The organism is Rhizobium sp. SL86 (genome assembly GCF_026672545.1).
Lineage (GTDB): Bacteria > Pseudomonadota > Alphaproteobacteria > Rhizobiales > Rhizobiaceae > Neorhizobium.
On sequence record NZ_JAPPRJ010000009.1, the window covers coordinates 946,976 to 969,054 of the forward strand.

The following is a 22,079-nucleotide window of genomic DNA, read 5'->3' on the forward strand; positions in this document are numbered from 1 at the left end:
CCGCGAGGACGGGACCTGCCGTATAACGGGCGGACAAATCGCCTGTGACACACGCAAATTGATTGGAAGAAAGCACCTATGGGGCAGGATCACATCCGTTACGATATCTTGGCGCAGGATGCTCTGCGCGGCGTTATCCGCAAGGTTCTGTCCGAAGTGGCAGCAACCGGCCGTCTTCCGGGTGATCATCATTTCTTCATCACATTTTTGACCGGCGCCCCGGGCGTTCGCATTTCGCCGCATCTGAAGGCGAAATATGCCGAGCAGATGACGATCGTCATCCAGCACCAGTTCTGGGACCTGAAGGTGCATGACACCCATTTCGAAGTGGGTCTGTCCTTCTCCGACACGCCCGAACGCCTCTCCATCCCGTTCAACGCGATTCGCGGCTTTTATGACCCTTCGGTGAATTTCGAACTCGAATTCGAAGTTCCGCTGATCGAGGAAGACGATCAGTCGGCGGAAATCACCGCCTATCCGGTCGAAGCCGTCGCCGCAAAACCGGAAACCGAGGACGAGGCTAAGTCCGACGAGGAAAAGAAGCAGGGCTCGGTCGTCTCGCTCGATTCCTTCCGCAAAAAGCACTGAACCGAACGAGGCTCCGATGAGCGCCGAGATCGTCAACCTTCGTCTGGCCCGCAAGGCCAAGGCGCGTTCCGAAAAAGAACGCCAGGCCGAGCAGAACCGCATCAGCTTCGGTCGGACGAAGCAGGAAAAGACGCTGACGAGGGCGCTGAACGAGAAGGCTGAAAAAAGGCTGGATCAGGGCCGGATCGAACGAACCGGCCCCTCCGACGGCACGGACGGAAAAACCGCGCCCGTCGAGCGGAAATAGCCGCAAAGGCTCAGGTGGCGGGCGCGTCGATGATCAGAAAACACTCCGCCACACTGCACGGACACCGCACGAGCTTCTCGCTGGAAGACGCCTTCTGGGACGAGCTGAAACTGATCGCCGCCGCCCGCAAGCTCAGCATCGCGGCCCTGATTGCCGAAATCGATGACGCCCGTCCCGCCGACAGCAATCTCTCTTCGGCGTTGAGACTGTATGTCTTGTCCTGGCTGAAACAGCAGGGCACCAAGGCTTAACACGATAGACCGGACAGCAGTGACCCGCCGCGGCACGGCCGGTCACCCCCCTTTATCGGCTCAGTTTCCAGCAGCGCCGGGTGCAAACCCGTTCTGGCGGAAGACATCGCCTGTCGGCGGAACACTCAGCTGCGGCACGGCCTCCTCGCGGCGCCGTTGCTCCTCGGCAGCACGCGCCTGTTCCTCCGCCGCAAGCCGCGCCTCTTCCGCTGCCCTCACCCGAGCCTCGGCCTCGGCCTTTTCGCGCAGGATACGCCGACGATTGTCCTCGAAGGTGTAAAGCGCCACCTCGCGGCGCAGGCGCTGCTTTTCGAGCACGCTCGCCTGCAAGGTTTCGACCCGCCGCCGTTCCCGTTCAAAGGCCCGCAGCGAAAGATAGTTGGTCAGCGCGCCGGCATCCAGCGTCTCAGCGGGATCCGAGAGAGCGCCGGCATAAAGCAGCCTCAGGGACGCATCGCCGCCGGCTATGGCGTCCTCGCCGGGCTGATAGCTCACCTGTAACTGCGCCTCCAGCGCCTCCTCGACCAGATCGATGCGCAGATCGGCGCTCAGACCGGTATCTCCGGCCATGGCCGCAATGTTTTGCGCACGCACCTGCCCACCGGTCATGGTGAAGGGAATATCCACCCGGCCGAGGCTCGCCGTGCCCTGATGGATGAGGTCTTCGAGCAGCGGTTCGACCTTCGTTTCGGTCACCTCCCCGTCGATACCGTCTGCGCGGGGCAGCAGCGACGGCAGGAGCGCGGGATTAAGCCGCGTCAGGGAAAGATCTGTCAGGTGCAGGGCGCCAGAACCACTGGCGGCGGACAGCAAACCAGCCGGCGTCTTTGCGGTCGCTTCCGCCGCAAGTTCGAAGGAGGCCCGCCCGGTCGCAACCGGCTTCCCCTGTGACTGCCAGACAAGCGGCGAAAGATCGGCATTCTCGACGCTGAGCCGTGTCTGGAACAGGCCGACACCTTCGCTGTTCGACATGGCGACACGCCCGGCAACCTGCCCGCCGAGCCACTGGCCCCTGGCTTCTTCGATCGTCACCCCGCCGGCGCGGCTGGTCAGCCGCGCGGTGAGATCCTGCGCAGGCGGCAGACCAAAACCCTTGAGCGTGCGGGCATGCAGGGTAAAGGCAAGATCGGTGCCGGCAAACATCGGCAGAGCAAAGGATTTCTGTGACAGCGCGCCCGTCTCGCCGTCCGTCAGCGGTCCATAGACCGCCTCGCCCAGCCAGCCGAGATCGACGAGATCGAGCGTCACCTCGCCGCTGGCCTTGGCCGTCGTCGCCGTGCGGTCGATCGTGACGGTGCCATTGACGCCATTGCCGCCGATCACGCCGCGAATGCCGTCGAAACGGGCCGCCTGTGGTGCGATGGCAAGCGTCGCGGACAGATCCGCAGCAAGGCCGAGCCCGAACTGCGGCAGGCCGATACCCGCCGTCAGAAGCGTCGGTTCCAGATCCTCGCTTTTCAGCGCCACCTCGAACTGGCCAACCCCAAAACCCTCGGCCGACAGGGCCGCCGTACCGTTCGCCGAGAGTTGCGTGCGATCCGTCGCATAAGCCAGGACCGTTCGGGCCGGCTTGCTGCCAACCTGATGCAGTTCGAGGGACAACGTGGCGTTGCTGTCACCGTCGAAGGGCAATGAATCGAGCCCCATCTGGCCAAGCAGCGTGCCCGCCTGGGGATTGGCGAGCTTGGCCGTCAGGTCCAGCCTGGTCTCGGCGGTGATGTCGAAGAGGTTCGGCAGGTCGAGATTGGCACTGACCTCGCTGCCATTGCTGCGGCCGCTGATATTGGCTGCCAATGCGCCGTCCTGCAGCGCGACATTGGCGGACAGATTGGTATCGGCATACCAGGCGGCATTGCGCAGCAGCCTGTCCAGCAGCGGATGGCGCGGCAGCTTCTGGTGCAGCATGGTGATGAACGGCGTCGGGTCGAAGGCGCTAAAGGTCACCGAACCCGTCCCCGAATAGGAGAGGAAGGAACCTTCCGCCGTGCCCTTTGCCGTGATGCTGGCGCCGGAGACGTTTCCGATCGTGAGCTTCTGCAGCGAGAGCTTGCCGGCCCCGAGTTCCAGCACCGTCTCGACCTTTTCGGCGGCGATGCCGAAGGCCGTCAGACGGCCCGCCTTGATCTGCGCCGCCAGGCGATGGTCGAGCACGTCCTCGCCCGCATCGTCGCCGGTCATCAGCGAGGCAAGCGCCCGCAGCGCGTCGAGATCGACCTCGTCGCCGGCGAGATTGATGGAGAGTGTCGGCGTCGCGTCCGCAGGCGATTCGCGCTCCACCCTGCCCTTCAGCGTCGCGGCGCCCACCGCCAGTTCCAGATTGTCGAACCGCTGCAGCGTCGGCGTCAGGTTGACGGAGGCAGAGAAACCGGCCGCCTTCAGCTGGCGGATCGCCGGATCGACCTTGCCGGTTAGCCAGTCAGACAGACCGGATGGCTGGTTGGAGGCAAGCAGCATACGCCCGGCAAACGAGGCAGCGCCGTCGAGCCGCAGCGCGCCTTGCGCCTCAACCTGGGTGCGGCCGGGCAAAGTTGCAACGGCATTTTCGACCCTCCAACCCTTGCCGGCCGGGCGCAGGTCCAGCCGCACGTCGCGGATCGTCGTTCCATCCGCGACGATCGCCGGCAGGCGGATGGTCGCCTTGCCCGGCACCTGCGGGATGGGCACGCGTGCCGCCATCGCGATCAAAGCATTCAGCCGCTGCTGACCGGAGACATGTGGGTTGCGGGCCGTCTTGCCCTTCACGAGATCGGCCGTCAGGCGGTTCACATCCACCTGCTGGCCCTCGGCCGTCAGCAGGAATTCCGGCTTGTCGCCGGTATCGAGCGTCGCCTCACCGGTGACCACGTAAGGATTGTCGAGCCCGCCGATCTCCGTTCTGTATTCGGCAATCCGGATGCGGTCATTGGTGAGTTCAAACTTGCCCTTGGTGCGCGGCGGCGGCACCGGCTTTTCGGCGGTGCGCGGCAGCACCGGATTGATCGGCTGGTCAAGGAAACTCAGGCTGAACTCGCCTTTGTATTCGGGCTTGGCCTCGTTGACGGCAAGCGCGCCATCGAGCTGCACTTCGACCGGCTGCACATCCGGCCAGATCCGCATCCGAAGCGGAACGCTGGCGGAGGCAGGATCGGGTTCACCGCTGGACAGCGTGAACTTCGCCTCATAACCGTCGAGCGTCGCATTGCCGTCGGCGCGCCAGGGGCCGGCAAGCGAACTGGCCGACATTTCCGCCGTGAGCCCCGTCAGCAGGCGCGTGCGGCCCGTCGCCTCGTCGACGAATTCGATCTCCGCACCGGTGACGTGCACATCCTCGAGCACGACATTGCGCGCCGGAAGCTCAGGGCGGCTACCGCGCATCCAGTCGAGCCTGCCATCCTTCAGCACACGAATGCGGGCCTTCGGCCGGTCGAGACGCATGTCGAAGATGCGCGCCTCACCGGAGAGGAAGGGCGCCAGCTCCATATCCATCGAAAACGCCGCCACCTGAACGATCGGCGTGCCATCGGTATCCTGCCCCACCCGCACATCGGTCATGGTCACCGAGGGGAAGGGCAAGAGCCTCGCATCCACCGTGCCGTTGACGGTGACCTTCTTGCCGAGAATGCGGCTTGCCTGTTGTTCGAAGTCGCGCCGGAAGCTTGACCAATCGACGAAGAAGGGCGCCAACAGGGCCGTGAACAAGGCGACGACCACCAGGCCGCTGATCACCAGCAATATCCGTCCGAGCACCGCACCATTCTCCTTGGGTCAGGGCGAAGAGTTTAATCCGACCTCTCCCTGCGGCAAGATCTTAGCACATACCATCACGCTTCGGGCGCAAGATCTTGCCCGGATTGAAGATATTGTGCGGATCGAGCGCCTGTTTGATGGTGCCCATCAGCGCGAGAGCCGCGCCCGCTTCCTGTTCCAGGAAGCTCATTTTCCCCTGCCCGATGCCATGTTCACCGGTGCAGGTGCCGTCCATGGCCAGCGCGCGCCGGTTGAGGCGTTCGACAAAGGCTTCCGTGCGGGCAATGTCGGCCGGATCCTTTTCATCGAACAACAAAAGAAGGTGGAAGTTTCCATCCCCTGCATGCCCGACGATCGGGGCGAGGAAATTGTTCTCGACGATATCCGCATGGGTTTCGGCCACGCATTCGGCGAGCCTGGAGATCGGCACGCAGACATCGGTCGACAAGGCGCCAAGATGCGGGGCAAGCGCGCGGGCCGCCCAATAGGCGTCGTGGCGTGCCTTCCACAATTTGGCGCGCGAGGCCGCGTCACCCGTCCACTGGAATTCGTCGCCGCCACATTCGGCGGCAATCATCGCAAACTGTTCCGACTGCATGCGCACCGTATCCTCTGTGCCGTGGAACTCCAGGAACAGCGTCGGTTTTTCCGCGTAGGCAAGGCCCGAATAGGCGTTGCAGGCCTTCATCTGCATGGAATCGAGCAGCTCGATACGGGCGATCGGAATGCCCATCTGGATGGTCATGATCACCGCATCGCAGGCGGCCTTGACACTCGGAAAGGCGCAGACCCCGCCGCCGATCTTTTCCGGAATGCCCTGCAACTTCAGCGTGATCGAGGTGATGACGCCCAGCGTGCCTTCCGAGCCGACGAAGAGCCGCGTCAGATCGTAACCGGCAGAGGATTTTTTCGCCCGCGTGCCGGTGGAGATTTCCTCGCCATCCGCCGTCACCACCGTCAGCGACAGGACGTTGTCCTTCATCGTGCCGTAGCGCACGGCATTGGTGCCCGAGGCGCGGGTTGCCGTCATGCCGCCGATCGAAGCGTTGGCGCCGGGATCGATCGGGAAAAACAGACCGGTGTCGCGCAGATAGGTGTTCAGCGCCTCGCGCGTCACCCCCGGCTGGACGGTCACGTCGAGATCCTCCGGGGACACCCGCAAAACCTTGTCCATGCGGGAAAAATCGATGGAGATACCGCCGGACGGCGCATTCACCTGACCTTCGAGCGACGAGCCGGTGCCGAAGGGAATGACGGGGACACGATGCGTGGCGCAAACCTTCACCACCGCCTTCACATCCTCGACGCTTTCGGCAAAGACGACCCCGTCCGGGATCTGCCGCGGCAGATAGGTGGTGGTGTGGGCATGCTGTTCGCGAAAGGCCTGGCCGGTCTGCAACCGTTCACCCAGCTGCTGCTTCAGGATCGAGAGGACGGTGGCAATCCCCTCCTCGTTGCGCGGACCGGGTTGCACGTCTCTCATTACCATTGCGATGTCTCCAGATCCGGCCATGACGGCCGACAGTCTCTGCAACGTTTGGTAAGCGAGACATCCGGGGTTGTCCATATGCGAAAGAAGGACGCTCCCGCGCCCTTCTCTTCACTGTTGGCAAATCCGCTCACTCTGCGGCCAGCAGAGGGGGCTTCTTCTCTTCGTTGGCGGCGCGGTTCTGTGCCAGTTCCAGCTCGTCATGCAGCCGTTGTTCCTCATGGGCATGCGGCTTGGCGAAGCGGGCAAGCAGCAGATAGGCGACCGGCGTGATGAACAGCGTCACCAGCGTGGCAAGCCCCAGGCCGCCGACAATGACCCAGCCGAGCGCGATGCGGGCTTCCGCACCGGCGCCCGCAGCCAGGACCAGCGGCACGCCGCCGAGGATGGTGGCGATCATCGTCATCATCACCGGACGCAAGCGCATGCTGCAGGCGCGCTCGATGGCATCGCGCACCCCTGCCCCCTGGTCACGCAGCTGATTGGCGAATTCGACGATCAGGATGCCGTTTTTCGCCATGACGCCGACAAGCAGCACAAGGCCGATCTGGCTATAGACATTCAGCGTCGAGCCGGTCAGCACCAGCGCGAAGACGGCGCAGGCAAGACCGAGCGGCACCGTTGTCATGATGATGATCGAGGACAGCACGCTTTCGAACTGGGCGGCCAGCACGAGGAAGATGATGGCGATCGCAAAGCCGAAGGTGATCGCCATGGCATTGGAGTTTTCGCCGAGCGTCTTGGCTTCGGCGAGAGGCATCACCCGCGCCCCCTCAGGCAGAAGCGGTTGTGCGAGCTGGATCACCTCGTCGAGCGCCTGGCCAAGCGGAACATTGTTCTTGAGCCCGGACGAAAGCGAAACCGCGGCGAGCTGTTGTTCGCGGTTGAGCTCCGGTGCGACTGCACCTTCCTTCAGCGTGGCGATCGTCGACATCGGCACCACGCGCCCGTCGCCGGTGCGCAGGAAGATGTTTTCGAGATCCGTCGGGTCATCCACCGGCTGCATGCTGGAGGTGAGCTTGACCGGGATCGCCTCGCCTTCAACGAAGACATCGACGATGGAGCGGCCTTCCAGGAGCGCCTGCATGGCGGTCGACAAACCCGTGATGTCGATGCCGAGATCAGAGGCGCGTTCGCGATCGATCGACACGGAGAGCTGCACCTGGGTCGGCTCGTTGTCGAGGCGCGGCGTCTCGAAGGACGGGCTCTGCTCCATGGCCTGGACGAGGTTGACGGCAGCCTCCGTCAGGCGGGCATGATCGGAACCGACAAGTGCCACCTGGATGCCGCTGCCGGCCCCACGGATGCGCAGGCTGTTGGTCTGGATGGCAAAACCGCGCAGCGCCGGCACCCGTGCTGCGGCGGCATTCACGTCGCTCGCAATGGCATTCTGACTGCGGCTGCGCTCTTCCCAGGGTGCCAGGGTCAGGACCATGAAGCCGCTATTGGTGGAGCCTCCCATGCCGGAGATGGAAAACACGTTCTGGATCTCGCCCGACTGCAACAGCGGCTGCAGGTTTTCCTCGATGCGCTTCAACTGGTCCTGCGTATAGGCAAGGCTCACGCCTTCCGGCGCGGTGAGCCGCAGTAGCACCGCCGAACGGTCTTCCTGCGGCGTCAACTCGCTCTTGATGGTGCCGAAAGTGACGAAGGCGGCAAAGGCAAACAGCAGCGAGCCGGCAATCACCACCAGCGGCGCGTTGAGGCAAAAACGCAGGCTTGAGGCATAAACGCGGGCAAACAGGGTGCCGAAGGAAGGCAAGAGCCCCTTCGGCTCGCTCATCGGCCGCGTCAGCATCCGCGAGGCAAGCATCGGGCAAAGCGTCAGCGCGGTGATCGAGGAGAGCGCGACCGCAAAGGCGAGCACGAAGCCGAATTCGCGGAACAGGCCGCCCAGCTGGCCGGGCAGGAAGGAGAGCGGAATGAAAACCGCGGCCAGCGTTGCCGTGGTCGCCAGAACCGCGAAGAACACCTCCTGCGTGCCAAGCACCGCCGCCGCGCGCGGCCCCATGCCTTCCGTGCGCCGCCGCACGATGTTTTCCAGCACCACGATCGCATCGTCGACGACAAGGCCCGTCGCCAGCACGATTGCGAGAAGAGTGAGAATGTTGATCGAAAATCCGACGAGATAGATGGCGGTCAGCGTGCCGATCAGCGCCACCGGCATGGTCAGCGCCGGAATGAGCGTCGCCCGCCAGTCGCGCAGGAAGAGATAGAGCACCACGACGACGATGAGCGCCGATAGGCCAAGCGCCAGCTCGACTTCGTGCAGGGCGCCGCGGATGAAGACGGCGTCATCGCTGGTGACGAAAATGCGCGTGCCCTCCGGCATCGCCTTCTGCAACTCGTCCACAACGGCCTTCACGCCCGTCGAGATGTTGAGCGTGTTCGACTGCGCCTGGCGGATGATGCCAAGCCCGATGCCCTGCACGCCGTTGGAACGCAGCGTCGTCGTGCCGTCATCGGCACCGAGCAGCACGTTGGCCACATCGCGCAGGCGAATATTGTCCTTCACCAGCACATTGCCGAAGTCCTCCGGCGTGGACAGGTTGGCGGTTGCCCTGACCACGATGTCCTGGGTGCGGCTGGTCAGAGAGCCGGCCGGAACATCGAGCGCCGCCGTCGCGAGCGCGTTCGACACGTCGGCAATCGTCAACCCGCGGCTGGCGAGCGCCGCCTGGTTGATGTCGACACGGAAGATTTTTTCCTGGTCGCCGTAAAGCTCGACATCGGCGACACCTTCGACGGCAGCGAGCCGGTCGACAATTTCGTTGTCGACGAGCTGCGTCAGGTTCTCCATGGACATGGTCTGCGAAGTCACCGCAACGCGCATGATCGGTTGCGAATCGGAATCCGCCTTGACGATCCGAGGGTCGTCGGCATCGTCGGGCAGCTGGCCGGCCACGCGGCCGATCGCATCGCGCACGTCGTTTGCCGCCTCAGCCAGATCGACATTGTCGGAGAATTCCATCGTCACGCGGCTGGAACCAAACTGCGATTCCGACGACAGCGCCTTGAGGCCGCTGACACGCGCAACTGCCCCTTCGATGACCTGGGTCAGTTCCTGGTCGATCGTCTGCGGCGATGCACCGTCATAAGTGGTGCGCACCGTGATGACCGGCTGGTCCACGTCCGGTAACTCACGCACCTCGACGCCGACAAAGGCGGCAAGGCCGGCCACGACGAGCAGCGTATTGATGACGGCGGCCAGGATCGGGCGGCGCACGAAGAGCGCGGTAAAGGTCGCCTTGGCGTCTTCCGTCGAAATCTCGTTGGTCTCGCTCATGTGCGCGCAGCCTCCGCCACCTTCGGCGCCGGCGCACCCTGGATCCGCACCGGCTGGCCCTGCCGCACCCGCTGCAGGCCCTCGATCACGATCATGTCCTCGGCCTTCAGGTCGGCATCGACCAGAACCCGGTCCGAATTGCGCTGGATGATGCGCACACGCACCTTTTGTGCCTTGTCATTCGCCACCTTCCAGACATACGCGCCTTCAGCGTCCCACTGGACGGAGAGCGGATCGACAGCCGGATAAGGTTCGCCGGCAAACCGCATGGTGACATTAAAGGACATGCCGGCACGCAACTGGTCCCTGGCATTGTCGATCTTGGCGCGCACGCGGATGGTGCGGCTTGCCGAATCGACCCGGTTGTCGATCGATTCGATTTCGCCGGTAAAGGTCTCGCCGGGACGGCTGACGGGATTGGCCTCGACAGGCTGGCCGGGCTTCAGCTGGGCGACAAAGCGCTCCGGCGCCCAGAAATCCACCAGGATCTTCGAACGGTCGTCGAGGGTCACAACGCTCGTCTGCGTGGTGACGTTGTCGCCGACATTGACGGCAACGATGCCGGCCACGCCATCAATGGGCGCCACGATATCGCGCCGGCGCAGGTCGAGCTCCGCGGTGCTGAGCGCCAGCTTCGCCGATTCCTCGGCAATCTGCGCATCCAGCACGTCAAGGCGCGGCACCGACTGGAGGTTCTTGTAGGACTGCGACTTCTCCTGGGCGCTGCGCAGCGCCACCTGCGCCTTGTCGCGTTCGATCAACTGTTCCTCATTGTCGAGCCTGGCAAGCAGGTCGCCCTTCTTGATGGCCTGGCCGGAGGCGACATGGATCTCGGTGATGGTGCCGCTCACTTGCGGCATCACCACGACCGTCTGGATTGCCCGGCCGTCGCCGATGGCCGCCAGCCGGTCATTCACCGTTCCGATGTCTGCCGCTTCGACCACCACGAGTGCGCCGCGCGGCGCACCGCTCTGCCCTGGCCCCTGGCCAGCCCCTTGGCCTGCCCCCTGGCCTGCACCGCTTTGTGCCGGCCGATTGCCGGACGGAGGTGCGGCGGGTGCCGGCTGGATCATCGAAACGAGAGACTGCGGCACGCCGAAACCAACAAGAGTGGATGCTGCATCCGGGCGAACGAACAGCCAGAGACAGAGGCCGGCAAACAGCACGGCAAGACTGAGGAGCACTTGCTTCCAGATTCGCATTCACAACTCCGAGGGGAGAACAATTTTCGGGCGAAGTATCATGTCTCTACGGTTGTTCGGCAATGGTCGGATGCGCAACCTTGCTGAATTGTAATCTGAAAACCATCACGCTGGCGTGAAAACGATGAGAGCGGCCTTAATCTCGCCGTTCGACGGGCGGGTTCTGTCGCATTTTACCGCAGTTGATCGCGTTTGCTGGAATAAAACCAGAACATGCTCTATGGCCATGTTCTCCCGGAATCATTAGATTGGCCTGATGACGAACAGTTTTGATGATATTCCGTTCTTCGATGAAGAGCCGGATCACGCCCCGCGCAACAAGCCCGGCCAGCACCCTGCCCCGCACCAACCGGCGGCGGGTGGCCTTGGCATTGCCGCGCGCGCCATGGCAGCCCGCGACCAGAACCGGGCGCCGGATTATCTCTCCGGCCTCAACCCGGAACAGCGCGAGGCGGTGGAAACCGTCGACGGTCCGGTTCTGGTGCTGGCCGGTGCCGGCACCGGCAAAACCCGTGTGCTGACCACCCGCATCGCCCATATCCTTGCCACGGGCCGCGCCTTTCCAAGCCAGATCCTGGCGGTCACCTTCACCAACAAGGCGGCGCGCGAGATGAAGGAACGCATCGGCGTTCTCGTCGGCGGTGCAGTCGAAGGCATGCCCTGGCTCGGCACCTTCCACTCGATCGGCGTCAAACTGCTGCGCCGCCACGCGGAACTGGCCGGCCTGCGCTCGGACTTCACCATTCTCGATACGGACGACGTCATCCGCCTCGTCAAACAGTTGATCCAGGCGGAAGGCCTCGATGACAAACGCTGGCCGGCCCGCCAGTTCGCCGGCATGATCGACGGCTGGAAGAACAAGGGTCTGACACCAAAGGATATTCCGGAGGGCGATGCCCGCGCCTTCGGCAATGGCAAGGGCCGCGAGCTTTACGCCGCCTACCAGGCGCGGCTGAAGACGCTGAATGCCTGCGATTTCGGCGACCTGCTGCTGCATCCGATCGATCTCTTCCGCCGCAACCCCGATATCCTGAAGGAATACCACCAGCGGTTCCGCTACATCCTGGTGGACGAGTACCAGGACACCAACACCGCCCAATATATGTGGCTCAGGCTGCTCGCCCAACGCCCGAAGGATGTTGCGCAGAATGTCTGCTGCGTCGGTGACGACGACCAGTCGATCTATGGCTGGCGCGGCGCGGAGGTGGATAACATCCTGCGCTTCGAGAAGGATTTTCCCGGTGCCAAGGTCATCCGGCTGGAGCGCAATTACCGCTCGACCGAACACATTCTCGGTGCCGCCGGCCATCTGATTGCCCATAACGAAGGCCGCCTCGGCAAGACGCTGTTCACCGAACGGCGCGAACCGGATGACGAGAAGGTGGTGGTGCACGCCGCCTGGGATTCGGAAGAAGAGGCCCGCGCCGTCGGCGAAACGATCGAGCAGCTGCAGCGCGGCGATTCCTCCGGCAAAAAGCACAATCTGAACGACATGTCGATCCTGGTGCGCGCCTCCTTCCAGATGCGCGAGTTCGAAGACCGGTTTGTCACGCTCGGCCTGAATTACCGCGTCATCGGCGGCCCGCGCTTCTACGAACGGCTCGAAATCCGCGATGCGATGGCTTACTTTCGCCTCGTCTGCCAGCCGGCCGACGATCTCGCCTTCGAGCGGATCGTCAACACACCGAAGCGTGGGCTCGGCGACACGACGGTGCGCGCATTGCACGATTACGCCCGTGCCCGTGACATTCCGATGCTCGCCGCCGCGAGCGATATGATCGAAACCGACGAACTGAAACCAAAAGCCCGCAAGGCGCTGTTTGACGTGATTCAAAGTTTTAAGCGTTGGTCGGAACTGCTTGAAACGACTCCGCATACGGAACTCGCCGAGCAGATTCTTGACGAGTCCGGCTATACCGACATGTGGAAGAACGACAAGTCGGCGGAGGCGCCGGGTCGGCTCGAAAACCTGAAGGAACTCATCCGTTCGATGGAGGCCTTCGAAAGCCTGCGCGGTTTCCTCGAACACGTCTCGCTGGTCATGGATGCCGAGCAGAACGAGGACATGGATGCCGTCTCGATCATGACGCTGCATTCGGCCAAGGGGCTGGAATTCGACACCGTCTTCCTGCCCGGCTGGGAGGAAGGCCTGTTTCCGCACCAGCGGGCGCTCGACGAAGGTGGCCGTTCCGGACTGGAGGAAGAACGTCGCCTCGCTTATGTCGGCCTCACACGCGCCAAACGCCGCTGCCATATCTGGTTCGTCTCCAACCGGCGTATCCACGGCCTCTGGCAATCCACCATGCCCTCGCGTTTCCTCGACGAACTGCCACCGGCGCATGTCGATGTGGCGGAGGCAGACAGCGGTTATGGCGGTTATGGCCGCGGCGGTTACGGCCAGTCGCGCTTCGACAAGGCCGATCCCTTTGCCAATTCCTATTCGACACCCGGTTGGAAACGTGCCCAGGCCAACAAGAGCGATGCGACGCGCGACAATTGGGGCAGCCGCTCAGGCCACGCGGTAGAGCGCATCGGCTACGGCGAGAGCGGCCCGCGCACGAAGACGATCGAGGGTGAACTGATCGCCAAGTCCGTGGCCGACCAGCCCTCGAAATTTTCCGTCGGCGACCGGGTCTTCCACATCAAGTTCGGCAATGGCAATGTGGTGACGGTGGAGGGCAACAAGCTGACCATCGACTTCGACCGCGCGGGGCAGAAGCGCGTGCTGGATGGGTTTGTGGAGAGGGTGTGACAGGGGGCCCGCCGCCCGGCAGTAATCGTGCGTTAACCACGTTGCGGCATTCTGACGTCGCATTGTGGCAACCATGCAGCCGTTCAACGACCACGCCTTTGCATGATGCGAGGGAGCAGGACTGCGTGCGGACATGCCCCCCGCCCGGCCAGTCGGCGAGACCCGCGATGACCGTTTCAGGCATCACCACCCAGAACGCAGCTCTCCTGATCCTGCAATCCACGCAGCAGGCCAACATCCAGTCCGATCAGGAAAAGGTCGAGCCGGATCTGGTCGCCGTTGCCAATGGCGCAAAAGTCAGCTCGCAGACGCAGCCCGACCCGTCCGCCTCGAAGATCTCTGACACCATCTTCAGCGTCAATCATGTCGACGCGCAGTCGATGAAGCTCGACCTCTACCGGAAGACGGGAGAGGCGCTGGGCGTCGATCAGGATGATTTCGAAGACATTGGCGAATATGCCGACGCCCTTCGGCAGGCCGTCGGGAAGCTGAAGATCGAAGGCAAAAGCCTGCGTCCCATCGAGAAAGAACTCGGTCTGGACAAGCTCGGCATCTCCCTGGAAGACCTGATCGATTCCATGACACAGCCGAACAGCGACGTAACCAAGAAGCTGGAAACGGCCCTGGCACGGGAAGCGGGCGTCGCCGAGGAAGACGATACCTCAAAGGCACTCACGGTCATATCGAGCGACATCGGCATCTATCAGGTGCAAAAAGGCTGAGATTAGGGCGATGCGATATAGCCCCGGGCGTTCCACTCATGAGACATCGCCCTGCACTTCAATACCGTCGATAGTCACGCGTTTTCCTGCGATTCGACGACCCCCGTGCCTCTGACAATCCGATCTTGCCGAAGCTTCACCAGATGCTCCTGGAACAGATCCCGCACAACCTGCATGACGGCGCGGACGCGCGGAACGTTTCGCAATCTTTCATGCGTGAGCAGCCAGATCTCGGCTGTCGGCGGCAGGTCGGGGCGGAAACAGAGGATAAGATCGTCGCGTCCGGCCGCAAGGATTTCGGAGAAAAAGCCGACGCCCACGCCACCCAAAATACTGGTGAACGCGGCCGGAATGGAGTTTTGGCGCACGACAATGGCCTTTTCGGGAAAGTTCCGGGCAGCCCAATCCACCGCATCGTGGTGACGACCGTGCGGATCAAGGCCTATGAGAGCATGATCGACAAGGCTTGCGAGGTCGTGAGGGATCCCATGTGCTGCAGCATAATCGCGAGAGCAATAAAGGTTCCACCAGTCCGAGGTCAGTTTGGAGCCGACAAGATCGGGCTGAGTCGGTGGCGGTGCGGCTCGAAGAGCGACATCCGCCTCACCGGCCTTCAGGTCGCGCAAGGCATTGGTGGTATCGACTTCCAGCCTGATGCCGGGATGAAGTCGCTTCAGGCGACCAATCAGCGGCGCCAGAAAAAGTCCGGCCATCACTTCATTTGTGGTGAACAGCACCGTTCCTGACACATCGCGTGCAAGGCTTTCCGCAGTCATCGAAAACTGGTGCGCGGCATCGCGCACGGCGCGCGCGCGTTCCAGCAGTTCCACTCCAGCGTCTGTCAGAACATACCCGCTCGGCCGCTTGTCGAAGATCTCAAGGCCGAGTGACTGCTCCAAAGCCAGAATGCGACGCGACACGGTACTCTGGCTCACACTCAGCATCTTTGCGCCGGACAGAGTGGATCCGGTTTCGGCAACGGCCAGCATGTAGCGCAGATCATCGTAATTCATGCTGCCCCTCGTTATGCAAATTTGCAGAAGTTCACGGCAATAACGGTGTTTGCTGGTTGTAGCACGTCAACTTACACGTCCTCCCGAAATCACCAAACGGTTCTCATCGGAACCCTCTCTGACAACATCGAGGAGATCGGTCATGCAGCAGGCGCTTGTCACCGCCAACACTCACATCACCAATGCCTACAACAAGGAAACCTTCGTCTTCACGCATCCCTATGACGGCGAAGATCCGGCCCGTTTCGACGTCATTCTGGGTGAAGGCGGCAGCGGCGGCGGGAATGCCATCGCGCACATTCACCCGGAGGCTGACGAGACCTTCCATGTTCAGGAGGGATGCCTTGAAGTGATGATTGACGGCACGCCGCACATCGTTGAGGCTGGCCATTCCGTGACGGTGCCGAAAGGCAGCGCGCACTGTTTCCGAAATGCCTTTTCGGGCGAGACGCGCGCGACCGTCTCCTTCCACCCTCCACAGCAGCAACTGCGCTTTTTTCTCAATCTGGCGATGTGGACGGCGGAAGAACCCCGCAACTTTTCGGCAAAGGGAGACGCAAAGCTCCTGCCCATGGCGCTGGCGCTCCATGCCTATCGCGATCATCTTTACATCGCGGGACCGCCCATCTGGTTTCAGAAGCTGCTTTTTGCCGTGCTGGCGCCGATTGCCGGGCTAACCGGAAGGCGCCTCGCCATCAAGCCGTCCGTCCGTCGGCAGCAACCGGCACCGGAGGCGAGCCGGACTCTGGCGCAGGTGCGAGGCAACTGACTCCCGAAATCGCGGCAAGGCTACTATTCTCCTGGTAGTTGATTCCAGGATTTTGCCATGCCGCTCACCGACACCGACCTCTCCGACCTCACCCTCTGGCGCCGCCAACTGCACGCGATGCCGGAGGTTTCGGGAGCCGAGCATGAGACGGCAGCCGAGGTCGTGCGTTTCCTGGAAAAGACAGAGCCGGATGTCATCGTCACGGGGCTCGGCGGCACCGGAGTCGCGGCAGTATTCAGCGGGCACGAACCGGGTCCGACGGTGTTGTTCCGTTGCGAACTCGATGCCCTGCCGATCGCCGAAATCTCCGACCTGCCCTACCGTTCGCGGATCGCGGGCAAGGGGCATATGTGCGGCCATGACGGCCATATGGCAACCCTTGCCGCCTTGGCCCTCGCCTTCCAGCGCAAGCGCCCGGCGCGCGGCCGCGTGGTGCTGCTGTTCCAGCCGGCGGAGGAAAACGGCGCGGGCGCCGCGGCCGTCCTGGCGGATGCCAAGTTCAAGCCGCTCACGCCCGATTTTTCCTTCGCGCTTCACAACATGCCGGGCATTGCGCTCGGCACCAGCTGGATCAAGGATGGACCGGCCAATTGCGCCTCCGCGGGCCTGACGATCCGCCTGACTGGCAAGACGGCGCACGCCTCCATGCCGGAGACCGGGATTTCGCCGGCCCCTGCAATTGCAGCCCTCATTCCGGCCTTTGCCGCACTAGCGAAGGGCACGCTGGAGGACGGCGACCTGACGCTCGCAACCGTCACCCATGTGGCGATCGGCGAAGCGGCCTTCGGCATCGCGCCGGGAGACGGCGAGATCTGGGTGACGTTGCGCACCGTCTCCGACGACCAGATGGCAGCCCTCAAGGATAAGGCCGAACGCATGGCGCGCGGAGCGGCAGAGGCGCATGGCCTTGCCGTCAGTTTCAGCTATCACGATCAATTCGGTCATTGCCGCAACGATCCGCAGGCCGCCAACATCATCCGCCGGGCGATCGCCGCGGAGGACCTGCCCTTCGAAGAGGGAAAGGCTTTTCGCGCCTCGGAGGATTTCGGCCGGTTCGGGACCGTCTCGAAATCCGCAATGTTCTTTTTAGGGGCCGGAGAGAAACACCCGGCGCTGCACAATCCGGACTATGATTTTCCCGATGCGCTGATCGGCATCGGTTCGCGCATCTTTCTCAGGATAGCGAGCGATGTTCTTGGCTGAGGCAAACCCTCAGCCGTCGTTCTTCAGGTAATCCATCAGCGTGCGGCGGCTGTCGCCATCGGACGAGACCGGCGTCGCCGCGACGTTGGACGAGGTGCTGGCGCGCGGGTTGATCTTGCGCAGTGCCGCCATCGGGATGCTGCCGTCGTGGCGCGGCACGATGATCATGTGCGTCACCTCGCCCCGCTGGAAGGCCTTCAGGAACTTGTCGTATTGGGCAAAGGCGACGCAGCCGTGCGAATCCCCGGGCGCGCTGCGCAGAAGATAGGTGTGGGCCAGCAGGCCGGTACGGCCAAGCGGTGCCACGCCATCGGTCGGCGTCAGGCGGATGGCGGCAACCCCGTGGAACGGCTTTTCACGCATCGACAGCTTGTAGGTGCCCGGCGGCGTCGGGCCGCGCATCTTCACATGGGTGAATTTCGGATTGTCGCGCATCGGGCCAATGCCGGAATGCGCCTCGAGAACGGCACCGCTCGGCATGTAGACCTTGGCGGCGGTGATGTCATAAACGGCGATCTTCGTGCCACGATCCGGCCACGGAACGGAGCGCGCCGTGCTCTTCATCGGGTTTTCCGGCTTGGCGAAAGCAAGTGCCTTCGGCGCCTCATCCTCTTCCTCATCCTCGGCAACAACGGGGGCACGGACGGCCGGTTTTGCCGCAGACGGCGCAATCGCCATGGCGAGCGCATTGACGGGCGGACGCCCGACCGGCAGCGGCCCGGCCATCGGCAGGCTGTTGTCTTCGGTCGGACCGGTGGCTTCGGCGACAGCCAGTTCCGCCGGGCTCTGCAGGTCGGCGACCTCCACCTGGCCATCCTCGGCATTGCCGGGCGGGTTGGCATCCCAGGCGGTCTCGCTCGGCGGTGCCACCAGAACCGTATCCTGGAGCGCGGAGGCCAGCACGCTCTTCACCTCGGAATCGGCCGGCCGTTTTTCGGCGAGCGCGGCAAAACGCTGTTCCGCCTGTTCGCGGGCAAAGGCGAGCGACAGCATATCCTTCACCTCGCCCTCGGACGGGCGCTGAGCTTCCAGATGCGCCAGATGCGCACCATCAAGCCGCGCCCCCTTCGGTGCGGCAACCGTCGACAGGCGGGAGAATTTGGCAATCTTGAGCGCCCGCTGTTCATCCGAAACCGGCGCCTGAAGCGGCTTCAGATCGAGCGAAGCACGCAGATCGTAGGAAAATCCACGCGGTTTGACGGAAGCGACGTTCTGGACGGTGGCCAGTGCGCCGATCATCCAGCCGCCAACGGCAAGGGTAAGGCCAAGCGCGGCGGTCGCCTTCAGCAGGCCGGATTGCAGAGACGTCTTCGAACGGGAAATGGACGGGCGGCGGGAAGGAGATGCGGCCTGCGCCGCTGCAAAAGCCAATGCCATGATACGCGTTACCCTTTACCCGTCATACACACACCCGGCACCAACTGAACCTGGCCGGAACTCTGCTGTCGGCACCACTGAGCAAGCCGCTGAACGAAGCGAAACCTGCATGCCGACGAGCTGATAGAATGACGGATTATGGTAACCAATGTGTTTACAAGCGCCCCTGTGTGTCCCTTTCATGCGATATATGTGCGGTGGGGCTAAACTTTAATGCGAATGCGGCAAAGCCGCGGCAGAAGGTCCAAAATGCCGCAGCTTCGCTTCACTTTTGTCAATTTCGGGGCGTTTTAGCCGTCCGCACGCCGAACGACCGAACGTTCGAAGAAGAACCAGGGGCGCAGACGTACCCCGATCACGTTTCCGGCAAAGGCGGCGATCGCCCAGAGGTAACCGTGCAGGCTGCCGGATGCGATGCCGGAGAAATAGGCCCCGATATTGCAGCCATAGGCGATGCGCGCGCCGTAACCGAGAAGCAGGCCGCCGACGACGGCTGCCAGCACCGAGCGCAGCGGAATATCGAAGGAGGGCGCGAACCGCCCCGCCAGCGCCGCCGCCAGCATGGCACCGGCAATGATGCCGAAATCCATGACCGAGGTGACATCGGCGAACACGCTGGCCGCCAGCGCCTTGGCATTGCCCGGCGTCTGCCAATAGGCCCACTGCGTCGGATCGATGCCGATCAGCTGCGCGCCTTTGGCCCCCCAAAGCGCAAAGGCCGAGGTGATGCCCCAGGGGCGACCGGCAATCGCGAGCGTCAGGAAGTTGAGGGCGACCAGCGCAATCGCGCCCGCCACCAGCGGCCAGGGGCCGCGCAGATAACGCTGCAGGCCATGACGGGGCGACGGTGCCTCCAGCTCAAGGCTGCCATGCCGGCGACGTTCGACATAGACGGTGAGCGCCGCAATCGCAGCAAAGATTACAAGCGAGACCGCAATGCCGCCAAGCGCCCCGAAGGGCTGGTAGAGCGAAACGGGGGCGAGCGACGGCAGGCTTGCCCACCAATCGAAGTGGATGGTGGCCAGAACCGAACCGACGATGAAGAAGAACAGCGTCACCAGCATGCGCGCATTGCCGCCGCCGGCGGTAAACAGCGTGCCGGACGCGCATCCGCCACCCAGCTGCATGCCGATGCCGAACATGAAGGCACCGGCGATCACCCCGATGCCGGCCGGCGAAATATTGCCGCGCACCGCATGGCCAAACAGCGATCCGCTCGAAAGCGCCGGGAAAAACAGGATGACGGCAAGCGCCAGAAGCAGCATCTGCACGCGCAGGCCGCGCCCCCTGCCCTCGGCAATGAACACCCGCCAGGCGGAGGTGAAGCCGAAGGCCGCGTGATAAAGCGAGATCCCGAGCGCGCCGCCGATGAGAAAGAGCGCGCCTTGCGCCGTTCCGTAAGCGCTGCCGAGCCAAAGCGTGCCGACAACCAGCACCACCAGCGCCGCCAGTCCCGGCGCGCCCAGCGGCGGAAGGCTCGACGCCCGGCCGGTCGGTGAAGTCTGTGCAATAGACATGATAAAATCTCCTAAAGTTTTGCGCCGAAGATAGACGGCTATCCCGTCCACTTCGAAGCATGCTGTACCAATGTTACCCTGCCTTCCCGGAATAGATTGCCCCGAGCGTGCCACGGAACCGCGAGACCTGCGGCTTGATTGCGCACGCAGCCCTTGGCATGGTGGATAACTGCGATTTGGAGACGAACATGAAGGCCCTGCTGATCATCGATGTCCAGAACGGTTTCTGCCCGGGCGGCAACCTGCCGGTGCCGGAGGGCGACACGATCGTGCCGATCATCAACCAGCTGATCGAGGACGGCGCTTATGATCTGATCGTCGCCTCGCAGGACTGGCACCCCGCCAATCACGGCAGCTTCGCCTCACAGCATCCCGGCATGAAACCCTTCGACATGGGCACGCTCTCCGGCCAGCCGCAGGTGATGTGGCCGGATCATTGCGTGCAGGGGACGCCGGACGCGGATTTCCACCCCGACCTCATCACGGATGCCTTCGATTACATCCAGCAGAAGGGCGAGAACCCCGCGGTCGACAGCTATTCGGCCTTCCGCGACAATGACCAGGCCGCCATCACCGGCCTTGCGGGTTATCTGAAAGCACAACTGGTGACGGAACTCGATGTCTGCGGGCTCGCGACCGATTATTGCGTCAAGTTCTCGGCGCTCGATGCCCGCGACATGCTGCCAGACGTCAAGGTGCGCTTCATCGAGGATGCGAGCCGCGGCATCGCGGCCGACGGCGTCAAGGCGGCGATCGCCGAGATGCGAGAGGCGGGCGTCACCGTCGTCCACAGCACGGAAATCCTGGCCGACTGAGCGACGCCCGCTTCAATTTCCGTCATTATTCCATCAGCTTTGCTGACTTGTCGTTGCGTCTCTGCGGCGTTACGAGCCGGGTTCACCGATCAAGGACGGCCGATGCTCGACACCATAACCTGGAAGGGAGCCCACAAAGGGCTCGTCATCGGCCTCTCGACCAGCCCCTTCGGCCTCCTGTTCGGAGCTGTGGCGGTGGACGGAGGCGTGACACCCCTGCACGCAACCCTGATGAGCGGCATCATCTTTGCGGGCGCAAGCCAGTTGGTCGGCGTGCAGATGTTCGGCAGCCATGTGCCTGCCTGGCTGATCATCCTGTCGGTCTTTGCCGTCAACTTCCGCCACATCCTTTATTCGGCGGCGCTTGCCCCGCATATCCGGCATTTCTCGCCGCTGACACGTTATGTCAGCCTGTTTTTCCTCACCGATCCGCAATTTGCCGAATCGGCTCGGCGGATCGACCAGCAGGGGGTGTTGGAGCCGCGCTTCTATCTCGCGATGGCGCTGACCATCTATGTCATCTGGGTTGCGGCATCGGCGCTCGGGGCGGTTTTCGGCAGCCTGATCGGCGATCCAGCCGCCCTTGGCATGGACGTGCTGCTGCCGGTCTATTTCCTCGGCCTCGTGCTCGGTTTCCGCAAACGGCCGCTCTTCCTGCTGGTCGTACCAGTCAGCGCCGCCGCCTCGATCATCGCGGCCCATACGGTCGGATCACCCTGGCATGTCAGCATCGGCGCGCTGGCCGGCGTGCTGGCGGCCGTCCTGTTCCACCGCGACGCACCGGCGAACGCGGTGCCGCGCGAGGATCAACATTGATGGATCTGCACACGACGCTCATCATCTTCGCGGCAGGGCTCGCCACCTATGTCACCCGTATTGCCGGCTACGTGCTCGTCACCCGCATGTCACGCATTCCGCCACGCATGGAAACGGCGCTGAACGCCGTGCCGGCGGCGGTTCTCACCACACTCGTCGCACCCGCCTTCTTCGATGGCGGCTGGGACGTCAAGGTGGCGATGATCGTGGCGCTTCTTGTCGGGCTCCGGCATCCCGGCCTGCTGCTGATTGCAGCCGGTTGGGGCGCAGCTCTGCTGCTGCGCCACCTGCCTTTCGTCTGAAACC

The 22,079-nt window shown here is 63.2% G+C and carries 17 protein-coding genes; 10 read left to right on the forward strand and 7 right to left on the reverse strand.

Translation table 11 applies throughout. From position 1 onward, the window contains the following. The first annotated feature begins 78 nt into the window (after window positions 1-78). Genes OU993_RS27615 through OU993_RS27625 form a run of 3 tightly spaced genes read left to right on the forward strand, consistent with a single transcriptional unit; the run spans window position 79 to window position 1,086 of the window. Window positions 79-588 carry an SspB family protein gene (locus OU993_RS27615; protein WP_268162323.1) on the forward strand — a complete coding sequence of 170 codons (510 nt, stop codon included), beginning with the start codon at window positions 79-81 and terminating at the stop codon, window positions 586-588. 16 nt (window positions 589-604) lie between these two features. Next, complete coding sequence (locus OU993_RS27620) at window positions 605-835, forward strand: DUF4169 family protein (RefSeq protein ID WP_268162325.1); 231 nt, start codon at window positions 605-607, stop codon at window positions 833-835. Window positions 836-864: 29 nt separating this feature from the next. Further along, on the forward strand, window positions 865-1,086 hold the full coding sequence (locus OU993_RS27625; RefSeq protein ID WP_268162326.1) for a ribbon-helix-helix domain-containing protein: 222 nt from the start codon (window positions 865-867) through the stop codon (window positions 1,084-1,086). A gap of 60 nt (window positions 1,087-1,146) precedes the next feature. Here OU993_RS27625 and OU993_RS27630 read toward each other — a convergent pair whose 3' ends face one another. From OU993_RS27630 to OU993_RS27645, 4 genes are all read right to left on the reverse strand, one after another. Beyond that, on the reverse strand, window positions 1,147-4,812 hold the full coding sequence (locus OU993_RS27630) for an AsmA family protein (RefSeq protein WP_268162327.1): 3,666 nt from the start codon (window positions 4,810-4,812) through the stop codon (window positions 1,147-1,149). A 61-nt stretch (window positions 4,813-4,873) separates the two neighbouring features. Continuing rightward, entirely contained in the window at window positions 4,874-6,301 is a 1,428-nt protein-coding gene (locus OU993_RS27635; protein WP_268162328.1) for an FAD-binding oxidoreductase, read from the reverse strand. A gap of 130 nt (window positions 6,302-6,431) precedes the next feature. Further along, window positions 6,432-9,587 (reverse strand): efflux RND transporter permease subunit, encoded by a 3,156-nt coding sequence (locus tag OU993_RS27640; RefSeq protein WP_268162329.1) that lies wholly within the window; start codon window positions 9,585-9,587, stop codon window positions 6,432-6,434. Then, window positions 9,584-10,789, reverse strand: coding sequence for an efflux RND transporter periplasmic adaptor subunit (locus tag OU993_RS27645; protein WP_268162330.1), 1,206 nt, complete (start codon window positions 10,787-10,789; stop codon window positions 9,584-9,586). The genes OU993_RS27640 and OU993_RS27645 overlap by 4 nt, the downstream gene beginning before the upstream one ends. 256 nt (window positions 10,790-11,045) lie before the next feature. Between OU993_RS27645 and OU993_RS27650 the strand changes: the two genes are divergently transcribed. Continuing rightward, window positions 11,046-13,541, forward strand: a complete 2,496-nt coding sequence (locus tag OU993_RS27650) for an ATP-dependent helicase (protein ID WP_268162331.1) — start codon at window positions 11,046-11,048, stop codon at window positions 13,539-13,541. A 167-nt stretch (window positions 13,542-13,708) separates the two neighbouring features. After that, complete coding sequence (locus tag OU993_RS27655; protein WP_268162332.1) at window positions 13,709-14,263, forward strand: hypothetical protein; 555 nt, start codon at window positions 13,709-13,711, stop codon at window positions 14,261-14,263. 74 nt (window positions 14,264-14,337) lie between these two features. On the opposite strand, the gene OU993_RS27660 is transcribed toward OU993_RS27655, so the two are convergent. Then, the gene (locus tag OU993_RS27660; protein WP_268162333.1) at window positions 14,338-15,276 is read right to left on the reverse strand and encodes a LysR family transcriptional regulator; all 939 of its coding nucleotides are present in this window, start codon (window positions 15,274-15,276) and stop codon (window positions 14,338-14,340) included. A 142-nt stretch (window positions 15,277-15,418) separates the two neighbouring features. Between OU993_RS27660 and OU993_RS27665 the strand changes: the two genes are divergently transcribed. Both OU993_RS27665 and OU993_RS27670 read left to right on the forward strand, forming a co-directional pair. Beyond that, window positions 15,419-16,045, forward strand: a complete 627-nt coding sequence (locus tag OU993_RS27665) for a cupin domain-containing protein (protein ID WP_268162334.1) — start codon at window positions 15,419-15,421, stop codon at window positions 16,043-16,045. A gap of 57 nt (window positions 16,046-16,102) precedes the next feature. Next, window positions 16,103-17,248, forward strand: a complete 1,146-nt coding sequence (locus tag OU993_RS27670) for an amidohydrolase (protein ID WP_268162335.1) — start codon at window positions 16,103-16,105, stop codon at window positions 17,246-17,248. A 9-nt stretch (window positions 17,249-17,257) separates the two neighbouring features. Here the strand turns inward: OU993_RS27670 and OU993_RS27675 are convergent, their stop codons facing one another. After that, window positions 17,258-18,625 carry a DUF2778 domain-containing protein gene (locus OU993_RS27675; RefSeq protein WP_268162336.1) on the reverse strand — a complete coding sequence of 456 codons (1,368 nt, stop codon included), beginning with the start codon at window positions 18,623-18,625 and terminating at the stop codon, window positions 17,258-17,260. Window positions 18,626-18,915: 290 nt separating this feature from the next. Next, window positions 18,916-20,142: a YeeE/YedE family protein gene (locus OU993_RS27680; protein ID WP_268162337.1), complete on the reverse strand. Its 1,227-nt coding sequence runs from the start codon at window positions 20,140-20,142 to the stop codon at window positions 18,916-18,918. A gap of 188 nt (window positions 20,143-20,330) precedes the next feature. On the opposite strand from OU993_RS27680, the gene pncA reads away from it, so the two are divergent. The 3 genes from pncA (at window position 20,331) to OU993_RS27695 (ending at window position 22,075) form a co-directional block, all read left to right on the forward strand. After that, a complete protein-coding gene (gene pncA / locus OU993_RS27685) occupies window positions 20,331-20,957 on the forward strand; it encodes a bifunctional nicotinamidase/pyrazinamidase (protein ID WP_268162338.1) in 627 nt (208 codons plus the stop codon). A gap of 102 nt (window positions 20,958-21,059) precedes the next feature. Next, window positions 21,060-21,773 carry an AzlC family ABC transporter permease gene (locus OU993_RS27690; RefSeq protein WP_268162339.1) on the forward strand — a complete coding sequence of 238 codons (714 nt, stop codon included), beginning with the start codon at window positions 21,060-21,062 and terminating at the stop codon, window positions 21,771-21,773. Continuing rightward, window positions 21,773-22,075, forward strand: coding sequence for an AzlD family protein (locus OU993_RS27695; RefSeq protein WP_268162340.1), 303 nt, complete (start codon window positions 21,773-21,775; stop codon window positions 22,073-22,075). Before OU993_RS27690 ends, OU993_RS27695 begins: the two co-directional genes overlap by 1 nt. Window positions 22,076-22,079 lie beyond the last annotated feature (4 nt).

What these genes read in the sequence shown, in the direction of transcription:
- OU993_RS27690 (WP_268162339.1), top strand. Translation starts at nt 21,060, where the DNA reads ATGCTCGACACCATAACCTGGAAGGGAGCCCACAAAGGGCTCGTCATC.
- OU993_RS27695 (WP_268162340.1), top strand. Translation starts at nt 21,773, where the DNA reads ATGGATCTGCACACGACGCTCATCATCTTCGCGGCAGGGCTCGCCACC.
- OU993_RS27615 (WP_268162323.1), top strand. Translation starts at nt 79, where the DNA reads ATGGGGCAGGATCACATCCGTTACGATATCTTGGCGCAGGATGCTCTG.
- OU993_RS27635 (WP_268162328.1), bottom strand. Translation starts at nt 6,301, where the DNA reads ATGGTAATGAGAGACGTGCAACCCGGTCCGCGCAACGAGGAGGGGATT.
- OU993_RS27640 (WP_268162329.1), bottom strand. Translation starts at nt 9,587, where the DNA reads ATGAGCGAGACCAACGAGATTTCGACGGAAGACGCCAAGGCGACCTTT.
- OU993_RS27645 (WP_268162330.1), bottom strand. Translation starts at nt 10,789, where the DNA reads ATGCGAATCTGGAAGCAAGTGCTCCTCAGTCTTGCCGTGCTGTTTGCC.
- OU993_RS27655 (WP_268162332.1), top strand. Translation starts at nt 13,709, where the DNA reads ATGACCGTTTCAGGCATCACCACCCAGAACGCAGCTCTCCTGATCCTG.
- OU993_RS27680 (WP_268162337.1), bottom strand. Translation starts at nt 20,142, where the DNA reads ATGTCTATTGCACAGACTTCACCGACCGGCCGGGCGTCGAGCCTTCCG.
- OU993_RS27620 (WP_268162325.1), top strand. Translation starts at nt 605, where the DNA reads ATGAGCGCCGAGATCGTCAACCTTCGTCTGGCCCGCAAGGCCAAGGCG.
- OU993_RS27650 (WP_268162331.1), top strand. Translation starts at nt 11,046, where the DNA reads ATGACGAACAGTTTTGATGATATTCCGTTCTTCGATGAAGAGCCGGAT.
- OU993_RS27675 (WP_268162336.1), bottom strand. Translation starts at nt 18,625, where the DNA reads ATGGCATTGGCTTTTGCAGCGGCGCAGGCCGCATCTCCTTCCCGCCGC.
- pncA (WP_268162338.1), top strand. Translation starts at nt 20,331, where the DNA reads ATGAAGGCCCTGCTGATCATCGATGTCCAGAACGGTTTCTGCCCGGGC.
- OU993_RS27670 (WP_268162335.1), top strand. Translation starts at nt 16,103, where the DNA reads ATGCCGCTCACCGACACCGACCTCTCCGACCTCACCCTCTGGCGCCGC.
- OU993_RS27665 (WP_268162334.1), top strand. Translation starts at nt 15,419, where the DNA reads ATGCAGCAGGCGCTTGTCACCGCCAACACTCACATCACCAATGCCTAC.
- OU993_RS27625 (WP_268162326.1), top strand. Translation starts at nt 865, where the DNA reads ATGATCAGAAAACACTCCGCCACACTGCACGGACACCGCACGAGCTTC.
- OU993_RS27660 (WP_268162333.1), bottom strand. Translation starts at nt 15,276, where the DNA reads ATGAATTACGATGATCTGCGCTACATGCTGGCCGTTGCCGAAACCGGA.